This window comes from Streptomyces sp. NPDC030995 (assembly GCF_055571215.1).
In genome coordinates this window covers 1-12,708 of the sequence record NZ_JBVIFS010000067.1, presented here as the reverse complement: position 1 = coordinate 12,708, position 12,708 = coordinate 1, and the positions used below count along the sequence as shown (strand labels likewise).

Genomic DNA, 12,708 nt, shown 5'->3' with positions numbered 1-12,708 from the left:
AGCTACCTCGCCGGCCTCCACCTCCGCGCCGCAATGATCTGGATCGACGACCTGATCAAGACCGCCGAATGATCACGACATCACACAGGCCCTAGCCGACCGGCTCGGGAAAGACCTTCGCGCCGCTGCGCGATACGCACCCCGGCCATGAGCGCGACACGCACGCCGGCAAGGGGCGGCCTCCGGCACTGGGCGGCCCACATCCAGTGGATCGTCGACGGCTACGCCCTCGTCCTGGGCGGCACCGTCCTGACGATGGGGGCACTGACCGACCGCTTCTCGCCTCAGTGGAGCGCGCGCCCGCCACGCGCTCAAGGCGCCCGGGCCACCGCCGCTTGGAACGACCAGGTGCGCCGACATGGGCGCGCCCTCGGTGGTAGGCCATCACGGCACTGGTGAGCCACTTCGCGGGCCATGTTCAAGTCCTGGGCTTCACCCCGCATGAACTCCTGCGCCCAGTCCGGCAGCACACCCGCGGAGTCGACCAGTGCGCTATGGAGGTCATCCAGTGCGGCGTAGCGCTCGTCCCGCAAGCCGACCTGGCGGCGGACCACGGAGTCCACGGCCGGACCCCCGTCAACGGCGGCGGCTTCCCGAAGGGCGGCTTCCTGAACGAGGCCGTCCACCAGCTCCTTGGTGCGGACCACGTAGGCGGCTACCTCGGGCCGACGATCCGCCGGTACGCACTGGCCGCCGACAGAACCGCCTTGCCACCGCTGGGCTCGGTCGTCGAGGCTGCGGCTCATGGTGAGCCGAGTGTGTAGGCGAGCTACTCCCTGGCAACCCTCGACGAGCGTGGGTCGTTGACCGGTTTGCCGAGGGCGTGATGTGTAGGGTCTTGGAAACCGTCTTCTCGGCGGGCCCGCCCACCCACCCATGCCAGACGGATTTCCCGGCAGGCCGCAAGCTCAGACGTGACCGATCATCAGGAGTGCTGCCGTGGGGCCCGTAGAGATTTCGTCTGCGCCAGGCGGCCTCGGTTGGAACCGTGAGACGGCGATGCTGGCGCTCTTGTCCTTCGCCATGCTGATCGTCTCGCTCGACCAGTACATCGTGGTCGTGGCACTTCCCGACATCGCACGCGACCTCGGCTATTCCGCGCAGACGCTCCAGTCGGTCATCAGTGCCTACGCGGTAGCCTCGGCCGGCTTCCTCCTGTTCGGCGGGCGTGCCGCGGACCTGCTCGGACAGCGACGTATCCTGACCGTCGGTCTCGCGCTCTATGCCGGAGCGGCATTCGTGGGAGGACTCGCGACAGGCCCCGGAACGCTGCTCGCCGCCCGCGCAGTCCAAGGTCTTGGCGGCGCCCTCGTCTTCCCCACCACCCTGGCACTCATCAACACCACCTTCATCGAAGGCCGAGCGCGCAACCGTGCATTGGGGATCTGGGGAGGGTCAGGCGCGGCAGGACTCGTCATCGGTGTGCTGCTCGGCGGCCTTCTGACGCAGGCGTTCGGCTGGGAAGCGGTCTTCTTCGTCAACGTCGCCCTGGCCTGCCCTGCGCTGCTGCTCGCCTTCGTAGTGATCCCCCGGGACGGTCAACGCGAAAGAGGACGCAAGTTCGACCTGCCCGGTGCGCTCAGCATCTCTCTCGGTGTCACACTCATCGTGTTCGCCCTCGTGCAGGGCCCCGGATCGGGCTGGCTTTCGCCCGGCATCCTCGTGAGCGCAGCAGCGGGTCTGCTGCTGATCGGAGCCTTCGTCGTCATCGAGCGGCGCAGCTCCGACCCGCTCATGCCGCCCCGGCTGCTCTCCAACCCCAACGTGATCACCGGCGTCGTCATCGCCTTCATGTTCATGGCGACCTTCGGCTCCGTGCTCTACTTCCTGTCCATCTACTTCCAGGAGATTCTGGGCTACGACGCCTTGCAGACCGGCACCGGCTTCCTCATCCCTACGGCAGTGGTGGTGGCCGGCTCGACGACCGCAGGCCAGTTCGTGACGCGGTTCGGTCTCAGGCGCACGCTGGCGGCGGCCCTCGCCGTCGGTGCGCTCGGTGCGGTCGCACTCGGCCTCGCGATCTCGCCCGACGGCACATACACCGAACTCATCCCCGGCCTCGTGGTGCTCAGCATCGGCGACGGGGTGGTCTTCACCGCCATGTTCATCGCCGCCGCCACCGGAATCTCCGACCGACAACAAGGCATCGCCTCCGGCATCGCCTCCACCGGCTCAGGCGCGGGCGCAGCCGTCGGCCTCGCCCTCCTCGTCCTGGTAGCAACTGCCGGCCTCGATGGCCTCACGGGTGAACAGCTTCGAATCGCCACCGCCGACGGGATCAGCACCACGCTCTTCATCGTGGCCGGCGGAATCGCGCTGACCTTCCTCGTCGCCTTGAGCCGCTGCCCAACACCCCCCGACCCGCCACCCGCCCCCGTCCCGTACCAGACCCGCCGCTGCTGACAACGTCCCTCAGGCGTTGCACCGTCCGGCCGTCGTGCTGCTGGTGCTCAGAGAAGATCGTCGGAGGTGGTGTCGCTGACCCGCCCGAGGACCTGATGGACCCACGTCATGACACCACTGCTGCCTCGGGTCTTTCGAGCACTCGACCGGCTCCATGCGTCCCACCCTTGGGACCACAACGCCCACTATCGCCACTGGATCCTGCGGCAGCTCCCCGGACGCTTCGGCAGCGCCCTGGACGTGGGAACCGGCAGTGGGAGACCTGGCCCGCCTCCTCGCTGTCCGCGCAGGGCAGTACGCGGCACTCTCACCCTTTTCCGCCAGCACCTGGCGCCCGGCGGAACCCGGGTCGTCGTCGGCCTCGTCCGCGCCCACTTCCCACCGATCACATCCTCCGTGCCGCTGCCATTCCGGTGCCCGGCATCATCCGACCGGCGACATCGTTCCTGCGGGGTCTCTGCGTACGGGTACTCATTGCATTCGTGTACGAGGCGCGCGAGGGTGGCAGGAAGCCATGTAGACGGGCGCCGCGTACCAGGTGTCGTATCCGCAGCGAATCCAGCCCGGCTGCCACGTGTGTTGACGTACGTCATGACCGCCTCAGAAGGGGAACGCCTTGCGCACCACAGGACCACGCCCATCCCGCCGCATCGCACTCGCTCTCGGCGCCGGCGCGGCACTCTCCGCCGCCCTGCCCCTCGGCGGAACGGCACACGCCTTACCTGCTGGGGACGGCATCACCTCTCGGCTGAGGGAGCTCGAGCAGCAGCATTCCGCACGCCTGGGTGTGTTCGCCCGCAACATGCGCACAGGCAGGATGGTGGCCTACCGCGCGGACGAACGCTTCCCGATGTGCTCACTGTTCAAGACGATCGCCGCCGCGGCCGTGCTGCGTGACCTCGACCACGACGGCGAGTCCCTGGCCAAGCGCATCCGGTACACCGCAGAGTACGTAGAGAAGTCGGGGTACTCCCCGCGCACTGGCAAAGCCGAGAACCTCGAAAGCGGCATGACCGTCGCCCAACTGTGTGACGCAGCAATCTGCTACAGCGATAACACCGCAGGAAACCTGCTGCTCCGCGAGCTGGGGGGACCGACCGCCATCACCCGCTTCTGCCGCTCGATCGGCGACGGGAGGACCCGGCTCGATCGATGGGAGCCCGAACTCAACTCGGCAGAGCCATGGTTCGTGACCGACACCACCACCCCCCGCGCCATCGGCCGGACCTATGCGCGCCTCACGCCGGTGATGCGCTCACACCCCAGGACCGGGAACGGCTCACCGGCTGGTTGCTCGCCAACACCACCAGCGGCGACAGATTTCGCGCCGGCCTCCCCGCCGACTGGATTCTCGCCGACAAGACCGGCGGCGGGAGGTACGGGGGCAACAATGACGCGGGAATCACCTGGCCGCCGGATGGCGCACCGATCGTGATGGCCGTCCTGACGACCAAGCACGAGGAAGATGCACCAGCCGACCACCCGCTGGTGGCCAAGACCGCCGCATTGCTGGCGGCGGAACTCGTCTGAGTGGCTGTTGTCTTTCCGGGCTTGAGGGCTGCGTTTCCGCTGGTCAAGCATAGGGTTGGCGGTCTCGGGGAGTGGTGACGTGTTGTGTCGTCGCTCTGGTGGAGGTCGGGGATGCCGTCGGTCGTGGGGCTGTTGGAACAGCGTGAGCTCACCGCTCACCGCTCGCCGTCGTGTGGACGAGTTGCGGGAGGAGGCTGACCGTATCCAGGCCGAGCTGGCCGTGGCCGAGCGGGAGTGGAACGAGTGGGTCATCGCCCGCTCACGCGTCGGCGAGGTGCTGGCCCCGGGTGACGGCGACGCCGCCGGTCCCGATGCGGCCGAGGACTTGCCGGATCACAGTGAACCACCGGCGTCGCCCGGGCCCTCGGAGGCGGCGAAGCCGAAATCGGTGGTGCCGATGTGGCGCGCGGGGCTGGCCTGGTCGGCACTGTCGGTGGAGTACCAGCGCATCCTGCAGGCTCTCGCGGACCGGAACCGACTCGGTCAAGGTCCGCTGACGTGCGAGGAGATGGCCGCCTGCTTCGGCCTGGACCCGGTGCCCGGGAAGGTGGAGGCGCTGCGGTCGAAGGCGAAGCGCCTGGTGGCCCGAGGCTGGCTCGCCGAGCCGGCAGCGGGGCGGTTCACGCTCGCGAAGGCCGTGCCCGGACAAGGCGGCGCGTCATGAGCTGCGTCATCGACCAGTAGACCATCGCCTCGGCGCTGCTGGTGGATCGCTCGAAGTCGCGCACCAGGCGGCGGCTTCGCATCAGGTGGGCGAAGAACCGCTCCACGATCCACCTCTTCGGCAGCACGACGAAGCCGCGCGTCGTCGCAGCGCTTGACGATCGCGAGGACCAGGGCGAGGGCGGCCAGGCTGTACTCGACGAGGCTGCCGGTGTAGCCGCCGTCGGCCCAGACCAGGGCCAGCAGGTGGTGCGCGGCCGCGACCTGGGTGAGCAAGACCTGGGCGGCAGCACGGTCGCCGACATCCGCCGCGGTGACCATCACCGCGACCAGCAGGCCGAGCGTGTCGACCACGACGTGCCGCTTGCGGCCGTTGACACGCGTGCCGCCGTCGAAGCCGCGGCTGTCGGCGCCGACGACGGCGTCGGCCTTGACCGACTGGGAGTCGATCAAGCCCGCGCTCGGCTCCGGATCCCGCCCGGCCCTGCTCGCGGACCCGGCGGCGGAGCCGGTCGTGGAACTCCCGAACCAACCGTGGTCGCGCCAGCGGCGGAAGAAGGCGTAGACGCGGTCCCGCGGCGGGAAGTCGGCCGGCACGGCCCGCCACTTCGTGCCGTTGTCGACCAGGTAGCGGATCGTATCGAGCATCGCGCGGTGGCAGTATGCCTCCGGCTGCCCGCCCCGGCCCCGCAGCCAGCCTGGCACCGGCAGCTGCGGCCTCACCACTGCCCACTCCGCGTCCGACATGTCCGTCGGGTAGTGGCGCTCACGCACCCCGTGGTCGTCGGCGTTCCCGAACCGGTGAGCCAGACAGTCACCCGCGAGAGTGGCCGAGCTGGGCCCTGCCTCGCCGACGGCGTACAAATGCGACAACAGGGCCTCCTGGGCCGCTCGTTGGCTTCGACACCCTTCGAGCGACCAAGAGGCCCTGCTTTCATGCACGGCACCCGCCACAGTCACCCGATCGAGGCTCCCGCTCGACCGACAGCCCTCAAGACCCTCGCCGGGTTCGCTGGTGCGTTGACCCGGGGTGATCGCTGCCCAGAGTCTTCGCGGGTTGTTGTCCACCTTCGGACAGTTGTGGTGGTGGTCGAGTTCCTGACGGATGAGCAGGCGGCCAGGCCGGGGCGTTCAACGGAGCGCCGTCGCGGGCGGAGCCGGAGTGGTACTTCTTCCTGGACGACGCTGATCTGGAGCTGGTGCCGGGGGAAGCGGCGGGCGCGCAGACGGCTGGGCTTCGCCGTCGAGCGGGCGGCTGTGGGGGCGCCCGCTCGTCTGTCAGATGGATGTGGAGAGTGCTACGTGGCGCCATTGGTCGAGTTCACGCCGTACCAGATCCAGTTTCGCCTCGACGCGCTCGACCGCGTCTGCGCCCAGCTGGAGGCGCAGCGGAGGCTCGGCAGTCTCGGTGACGCCGACGATGGCTTTGGCAGCCTTCACCGGGTCGCCCGGCTGGCGGCCGTCGTAGTAGGCCAGCGCTTCGCGCACCGGTCCCGCGCCCTCGGTGTAGTCGGCGATGGTGGCCGGCTCGACTTGAAAGCTGGAGCTGCCCAGGAAGTCCGTGCGGAAGCCGCCCGGCTCGATGATCGTGACGCGGACTCCGAGGGGGGCCAGTTCGCCGTGCAGTGCTTCGGAGATGCCTTCGAGGGCGAATTTCGATGCGCCGTACAGGCCCGTCGCTGGTGCGGTGGCGAAACCGCCCACGGAGCCGATGTTCAGGACATGCCCGGATCGCTGAGCCCGCAAGGTCGGCAGGGTCGCCCGCAACGTGTTGAGCACGCCGAACACGTTGACGTCGAACAGTGCCCGAGCAGCCTTGTCTGAGGTCTCCTCGATTGCGCCGACGAGGCCGTAACCGGCGTTGTTGGCCACGATGTCGATCCGGCCGAACCGGGCCAGCCCGGCCTCCACAGCTGCCGTCAGCTGCTCCGGTTCGGTCACGTCCGCGTTCACCGCCAACAGTTCATCCGGCTTGTGCGGGTACGCCTTGAGCACTGCCGATACGTCCCTCGCCGCAGCGATCACTCTGTGCCCTCGGTCCAGCGCCTCACGGGTGATCGCCGCGCCGAGCCCCCGCGATGCCCCGGTGATAAACCAGATACTCATGTTCTCCCCTGTTCTGATGGCCCGATGGGCCGACGGCTCGACGCTAGACCCTAGAGTCGGGTCTAGATCAACAGCTGTGTGAGGGAGGGCACTCATGGACCTGAGCATCGGTGAGGTGGCGCAGCGCAGTGGGCTGAGCGTGCACGCGTTGCGGTTTTACGAGCGGGAGGGCCTGTTCGCCAACCCGGTACGCCGCCTGTCCAACGGCCGCCGGATCTATCACGAGGAAGATCTGGAGTGGCTGGCGATCTGCACAAAGCTGCGTTCCTCCGGCATGTCCCTGGCGGTGATCCGGCAGTACATCGAGCTGGTCCGCCAGGGCCCGGGCAACGAACTCGAGCGGCTTGAGCTGCTGCGCCGACACCAAAACCACGTGGAGGCGCAGATCCGGGAGCTGCAGGGGACCCTGGACGTGATGCGGCACAAGGTGCGGATCTACGAGGACCATGTCGCCCGCGGCGAAGCCGACCGACTTTGGAACCCATCCCACCCGGATACCGAGCAATGCTCAGAACCCCATGCTCAGCTAGCCAGGAGATCACCCGACCGATTCGGCGGCCTCGAACTCACGCCCATCAAGATCGGTAGAGCAACAGCCACTTAGGAGTCTGTGCGGCGGCTACTTCATCAGGTGACGGCACTTGATTGATCACGAAGTGGTGATGCCCTCGCGCGCTCACGTTGACGCAGTTCCGATGTGCTCATGCCTGCGGTGCGGTGACGGAATGCAGGAGGCGGACGTTCCCGTTTTCGGGAACCGTCGTACGCGCTGAGGGCGGCGCCGCAGATGCCCAGGAGCGCAAGCACGCACCGAGGGCATTGCCGGCGCTGTGGAGCCGCGGCGGCGGTCTGGCCTCCCTGGAGGTGGGGGGAGGCCAGACCGCTCAGGGCGTGTGCCCTACGGCTGGTTCAGAGGATGGCGTGATCTGCTGGTTCACACTGTGGGGGCTGCTCGCAGGTCAGCCCTGCGGCGCTCGGTCACTCGCCGTGGTGGTCGGCCTTGTGGTGGTGGTCCTTGCCACCGCCGTTGTTGATGCAGGTGTTGCCGAAGGCGGGGTTGAGGAGGCCGATGACGTTGACGGTGTTGCCGCAGACGTTGATCGGGACGTGGACGGGTACCTGGAGGACGTTGCCGGACAGGACACCGGGGGAGCCGATGGCAGCGCCCTCGGCAGTGGCATCCGCGGCGGCCATGCCGGCGCTGCCGGCGAGGACGGCAGCGGCTGCGGCGGTAACAGCTACGGCCTTTGCGATACGCGACATCGAAATCTCCTAGAGGAGGGGGCATGCCGCAGGGATTACGGCATGGGTTCCCCTCCAACAGCACGAGCAAGTGGCCGGTTACGGGGATTAGGCCGAAGCGGTGACCTCCGGCTACCTCCTCAGTCCCGCCGGCAGGGCAGCCTTCCCCGGGCGGGGCCCGCGTACAGCAGCACCTCGGCGACGTTGCGAAGGAGCCGCCCAAGTGTGCTGAGGGGCGGCCGAGGAACCCTGCGACTGGCCCGAGCCGGCAACCTGGAACGGCCCCCAAGGCCCGCTGAGCCAGACCCGAGCGAGGACTCCAGCGTCTGGCCGACGCTCGCGGCTCGCGTGGCCGCGCGGCAGAAGCGGAGGTAGGTCCGGACAGCGGTCTCCCGGGGAGATGCCGCGCCGGCCGAAGCGCGCCCCCTCCCCTCGTACACGGCGGCTTCCAGAGGGCCCCATTGGTGTGTGCCTGAGCACGGAACTTGTTACCCAGACAGCTGCCCTGATCCTGCCCTCCGAGGCGGCGTGAGCAGGATCGCTGTCACCGAAGGTGCATCGTTCTTGTCACCTTGAGATCGTTTGTGGTCTTGACCCTCGACACAGACAGCCCCAAGGAGACGAGTTGATCACGGAGTACCAGCAGAAGCTGCGCGAGCGCTACATCGCCGCCACCGTCATGCCGGCCCCGGAGCCGTGGCAGCCGGTGCTGGACCACAGGACCCCCATCGGGGGTCTGCTCGGCATTGGCTTCGCCGTCCATCCCGACAGCGGGCACGACCTCGTCATGGTCGTGTCCAACGACGGCGGCCATGGACTCTTCGACGCGGTCACCGGCGAGAAGGTCGCCCGCGACCGGGACCCAGACCCCGACACCAGCACTCCGGACGCGTCGCCGGAGCTCACCTGCCCCGGGCTCGGCCCGATCGAGGGCACGCCGGTGCGCATCGCCGGGCTCTTCGGCGGCGGGCTGCACAGCACCACACCAGACGGCTGGACCCTGGACGTCGTCAGCCCCGAGTGGCCCCACGACCGCGTCATCCTCTCCGCCGACGGTGGGCCCCCGCACGAAGGCCCGGCGGGAGGGACGTGGTGGCACGTCTTCCACTCCGAGTACTCGGAACTCCGTGCGGCCGGGTTCTCTCCCTCCGGCCTGACCCTGGCGGTCGCCACCAGCAGCGACCTCACCCTCTGGACCCGACCTGAGCTCCACTCTGACGACTGAGCGGACAGTGAGACAGCAGGCGAAGGGGCGACAGATGGACCCGGCAGAACTCGCCGGGATGCTGGGAGGCCAGACCAGGGCCTGCGAACCCGCCAGAGCGGCGCTTCTCGACGGAGGCGCGTTCGTCGTATGGGACGGCAGCGTTCCCAGCCAGCAGCTTGCCGACATCTACGCGGCTCGCCTCCGACGGGCGAGGAGGCGAGCTACAGCCACGTCTTCGTGAGGGCCTATGGATCTCCGAGGCTAGTCCCGTCCCTTCAGCCTGTACCGGTCAACCCTGACGATCGTCGGGGTAGCGGGCTGTCATTCGGCCAGGGTGCCCCGCCTGCGGTGTTCCTACCGTCGGCAGCATGGATTCGATCAAGCGATATGGATGGGGTCGACGGCTACCGATGGCGGTCGCGTCGGCCGGGGTAGGTGCAGCGGCCGTGGTCTGGCTGGCGCCCGGCGGTGTGCTGGGGACGAACGAGCCGGTGCACGTCACTGCGGGCTTCTCGGTGCGGGCCTACCGGGCGCTGACCGGGAGCGTGGCGGACGGGCCGCCGTGGGCTGAGACCGTCCTGGAAGCGGCGAGTGAGGGCACTGTGCTGTTCCTGGGCCTGCTGTTGGCTTGGGTCGGCTGGCGCGCCCTGCGCCGCAGGGATGCGGCGGGGCTGGCCGGGGTGGCCGTGGCCGCCGCCGGGACCGTCGTCGCCTATGGACTCAGTGAGGCGGTCAAACTCCTCGTCGACGAGGAACGTCCGTGCCGGGCCCTGCCAGGGGCCGCGGTCCTCGCGCCGTGTCCCGCGCCGGGCGACTGGTCGTTCCCCAGCAACCACGCCACCCTGGCCGTCGCGCTGGCCGTCGGTGTGGTCTTGATACGGCCTCGGCTCGCGGCCCTGGCCTTGCCGGTGGCCGTGGTGGCCGCCCTGTTGCGGGTGCTTGTCGGGGTGCACTATCCGCACGACGTCCTGGCGGGCGCGGCGCTCGGCGCGACGGCCGTGGTGACCGTGTGGCTCCTCGTACGGCCGATTGCCCTGCGGGCGGTGTCAGCTGTCCACGTACGGCAGCCGGTCGGACGGCACCGGGACCACGCCGGCCTCGTGCGCGACCACGGCCGCCGCGGCCCGGTTGTCGACGCCGAGGCGGGCGAGGACCGAGCTGACGTGGGCCTTCACCGTCCCCTCCGCCAGGCGCAGGCGGCGCGCGATCTGCCCGTTGGAGAACCCGCTGCCGAGGAAGCCGAGCACCTCCCGCTCCCGCGCGGTCAGGGCCTCGACGCGGGCGCGGGCCGCGGAACGGCGGTTGGCTTGGGCTCCTGCACCGCCAAAGGCGAGATGCGCGACGACGCGGGCCGTGACCTTCGGTGACAGATAGGCGGCGCCGTCGGCAACTGCCCGGACACCGGCGATCAGTTCCTCCGGCTCGCCGGACTTGATCAGGAAGCCGGTGGCGCCTTCGCTCAGGGCGCGCAGGATGTACTCGTCCTCGCCAAAGGTCGTCAGCATCACAACCCCCGTTTCGGGGACGGTCCTTCGTATCTCGGCGGCGGCTTCGATGCCGCCGGTTCCGGGCATCCGGATGTCGAGAACGGCCACCTGCGGGCGGTGGCGCTGTACGAGTTCCACCGCCTGGTGGCCATCGGCTGCCTCGGCGACGACGGTGATGCCGGGGTCGGTGGCAAGGACTGCGCGGACCCCTGCGCGGATCATGGGCTCGTCGTCGGCGATCAGGATCCGGATCATCGGACGTCCTTCCCGGTGTAGTTGTCGGTGGAGACCAGGCGTCCGGCCCGGAAGCAGAGACGGTAGATGTCCCCCGAGCGGTCGTCGAACGGGTCGGCGGTCTGTACGTAGAACTCGCAGGCCGCATCCTGCGGTGCGGGCGTGGGCGCGGCCGGGCGGCGCGTGGTCTGGCGCTCGGGCAGATACCGCGCCATGTCCGCGCGTGGCTGGCCGACGTGCAGCCGGGCGTAGTCCTGCGGGGCGAGTACCGACTGCCGTGCCGTCATGGTGTCCCACGCCCGTACCCCGCCGATGAGAGACGCGGAGGTGCACAGCGGCACCAGGACGGCCGCGGCGGCGGTACGGCCCAGTCGGCGACGGGCACTGCGGCGCTCAGGAGGTAGTACGTCACCTGGATCGCCGGGCTCGGCGCGGCGTGGCGGGGGCACGGCCCCGGGACGGTGCGGGAGCGTGGCCCGGACGGCGAACCCGCCGCCCTCGGGGCCCGATGTGAAGGTGCCACCGGCCAGTCGCACGCGTTCGTCCAGGCCGATGAGCCCAAAGCGGTGGCCGTCGCCGGGTGCCGAGACCCGGGACTCTGGTGAGGTACGGGCGGCGCGGTCATGGTGGGCCGTAGACGCGCTGGGCACTGGCTCGTTCGTCACACTGACCTCGGTCCGTCCTTCCGCGTGCCGGACGACGACGTTGGCCCGGTGCCCGGGCGCGTGCTTGGCAACGTTCGTCAGCGCCTCCTGGACGACGCGCTGCACGGCCCGCTCGATGACCAGCAGCGCGTCGTCGGCCGCCGCTTCGCCGTCTACACGCAGCCGGACGTCAAGCCCCGCCGCGGCAGCCCGGTCCACCACGCTCTCGAGTTCGGTGAGCCCGGCGCCGGGCTCGGACCCCGGAGCCAGATCCGACGGCTCGCGCAGGACACCGATCACCTCGCCGAGCCGGTCGACGGCGGCTCCCGCCCTGGCGCGGATGTCCCGGGCGGTGGCCCGGTGGTCCTCAGACAGACCAGGGGCCAGCTTCAGTGCCCCCGCGGACAGCGCGATGAGGCTCAGGTCGTGGCCGAGGAGGTCATGCATGTCCTGCGCGATCCGGGTCCGCTCGCGCAACCGGGCCTGTTCGGCGACCAGATGCTGCTCCCGCTCCAGCCGCGCGGCCCGCTCCCATCCGGCCCGGACCAGTTCGCGGTACTGGCGCAGGAACCGACCCGCGAACCACGGCAGCATCGCCGCCACGAGCAGCAACCCCACGAACTGGCTCGCCCAGCCCAGCCACGCCGGCACCAGGAGCACAGCCACCACGGCGGCCGCGAGCACTCCGACCAAGGCCGCCCCCGTGCTCCGGTTCCGCCCCGGCTGCCAGCCCGCGAGGAAGGCGCAGACCGCCGCGGGTATGCCCCACCACAGAGTGGCGACACCTGTGCCAACGGCCGCCATCGCCCCGGTGAAGAGGCCTGCGGACAGCACCGGTGCCGGCACCCGGGCGATGATCACTGTTCTCACGGACGCGACCCTACGGAACTCCGCCGCCCCGCGGCACTGCCGAAAGTCCACTACCGCGGGCCCGGGATCTAATGCCCTTGCCGAGCAGGCCGGATCAAGGACTTCCTGACAACCGTGATTGGGAATCAGTCACACGGTGACAACAAACGTGTCCAGGTGACATCTAACGTGTCTCGGCACAGCAGGCAGGCTCATTTCGAGGGCGGCGAGGTGGGAGTTGCATCCTAAGAAGCCATCTCATTTGGATGATTGGGTAGGCTGTCGGTCGTGGCGGGGATTGTTGAGCGGCTGGTGCCGGATGAGTTGTGGGAGCTGTTCCAAC

9 protein-coding genes and 4 pseudogenes are annotated in these 12,708 nt (G+C 69.3%); 8 read left to right on the top strand and 5 right to left on the bottom strand.

Annotated features, from left to right (window positions below; translation table 11 throughout):
- The first annotated feature begins 147 nt into the window (after positions 1 to 147).
- The 5 genes and pseudogenes from ACZ45T_RS38670 (at position 148) to ACZ45T_RS38650 (ending at position 4,597) form a co-directional block, all read left to right on the top strand.
- A complete protein-coding gene (locus tag ACZ45T_RS38670) occupies positions 148 to 399 on the top strand; it encodes a hypothetical protein (RefSeq protein ID WP_468449094.1) in 252 nt (83 codons plus the stop codon).
- A complete protein-coding gene (locus ACZ45T_RS38665) occupies positions 396 to 764 on the top strand; it encodes a hypothetical protein (protein ID WP_468449092.1) in 369 nt (122 codons plus the stop codon). The genes ACZ45T_RS38670 and ACZ45T_RS38665 overlap by 4 nt, the downstream gene beginning before the upstream one ends.
- A 247-nt stretch (positions 765 to 1,011) precedes the next feature.
- On the top strand, positions 1,012 to 2,403 hold the full coding sequence (locus ACZ45T_RS38660) for an MFS transporter (RefSeq protein WP_468449090.1): 1,392 nt from the start codon (positions 1,012 to 1,014) through the stop codon (positions 2,401 to 2,403).
- A gap of 802 nt (positions 2,404 to 3,205) precedes the next feature.
- Positions 3,206 to 3,933 (top strand): annotated as a pseudogene (gene bla, locus ACZ45T_RS38655) (class A beta-lactamase).
- Positions 3,934 to 4,044: 111 nt separating this feature from the next.
- Positions 4,045 to 4,597, top strand: a pseudogene (locus ACZ45T_RS38650) (hypothetical protein).
- Between the two features lie 197 nt (positions 4,598 to 4,794).
- Here ACZ45T_RS38650 and ACZ45T_RS38645 read toward each other — a convergent pair.
- Positions 4,795 to 5,343: pseudogene (locus ACZ45T_RS38645) on the bottom strand (transposase); the annotation flags it as partial.
- A gap of 531 nt (positions 5,344 to 5,874) precedes the next feature.
- Entirely contained in the window at positions 5,875 to 6,702 is an 828-nt protein-coding gene (locus ACZ45T_RS38640) for an oxidoreductase (protein WP_468449088.1), read from the bottom strand.
- 94 nt (positions 6,703 to 6,796) lie between these two features.
- Here ACZ45T_RS38640 and ACZ45T_RS38635 point away from each other — a divergent pair, with 94 nt between their 5' ends.
- Positions 6,797 to 7,306, top strand: coding sequence for a MerR family transcriptional regulator (locus tag ACZ45T_RS38635; RefSeq protein WP_468449086.1), 510 nt, complete (start codon positions 6,797 to 6,799; stop codon positions 7,304 to 7,306).
- Between the two features lie 374 nt (positions 7,307 to 7,680).
- Here ACZ45T_RS38635 and ACZ45T_RS38630 read toward each other — a convergent pair whose 3' ends face one another.
- The gene (locus tag ACZ45T_RS38630) at positions 7,681 to 7,965 is read right to left on the bottom strand and encodes a chaplin (protein WP_468449084.1); all 285 of its coding nucleotides are present in this window, start codon (positions 7,963 to 7,965) and stop codon (positions 7,681 to 7,683) included.
- Between the two features lie 604 nt (positions 7,966 to 8,569).
- Here ACZ45T_RS38630 and ACZ45T_RS38625 point away from each other — a divergent pair.
- Together ACZ45T_RS38625 and ACZ45T_RS38620 are read left to right on the top strand one after the other, a co-directional pair.
- Positions 8,570 to 9,169, top strand: a complete 600-nt coding sequence (locus ACZ45T_RS38625; protein WP_468449082.1) for a hypothetical protein — start codon at positions 8,570 to 8,572, stop codon at positions 9,167 to 9,169.
- Between the two features lie 350 nt (positions 9,170 to 9,519).
- Positions 9,520 to 10,161 (top strand): annotated as a pseudogene (locus ACZ45T_RS38620) (phosphatase PAP2 family protein); the annotation flags it as partial.
- 36 nt (positions 10,162 to 10,197) lie between these two features.
- On the opposite strand, the gene ACZ45T_RS38615 reads toward ACZ45T_RS38620, so the two are convergent.
- Positions 10,198 to 10,893: a response regulator gene (locus ACZ45T_RS38615; protein ID WP_468449080.1), complete on the bottom strand. Its 696-nt coding sequence runs from the start codon at positions 10,891 to 10,893 to the stop codon at positions 10,198 to 10,200.
- On the bottom strand, positions 10,890 to 12,386 hold the full coding sequence (locus tag ACZ45T_RS38610; protein ID WP_468449078.1) for a sensor histidine kinase: 1,497 nt from the start codon (positions 12,384 to 12,386) through the stop codon (positions 10,890 to 10,892). The genes ACZ45T_RS38615 and ACZ45T_RS38610 overlap by 4 nt, the downstream gene beginning before the upstream one ends.
- Between the last annotated feature and the right edge of the window lie 322 nt (positions 12,387 to 12,708).

Bases quoted from the DNA above. Each gene is read 5' to 3' on its own strand.
- ACZ45T_RS38630 (WP_468449084.1), bottom strand. From the start codon at position 7,965: ATGTCGCGTATCGCAAAGGCCGTAGCTGTTACCGCCGCAGCCGCTGCC.
- ACZ45T_RS38640 (WP_468449088.1), bottom strand. From the start codon at position 6,702: ATGAGTATCTGGTTTATCACCGGGGCATCGCGGGGGCTCGGCGCGGCG.
- ACZ45T_RS38615 (WP_468449080.1), bottom strand. From the start codon at position 10,893: ATGATCCGGATCCTGATCGCCGACGACGAGCCCATGATCCGCGCAGGG.
- ACZ45T_RS38670 (WP_468449094.1), top strand. From the start codon at position 148: ATGAGCGCGACACGCACGCCGGCAAGGGGCGGCCTCCGGCACTGGGCG.
- ACZ45T_RS38635 (WP_468449086.1), top strand. From the start codon at position 6,797: ATGGACCTGAGCATCGGTGAGGTGGCGCAGCGCAGTGGGCTGAGCGTG.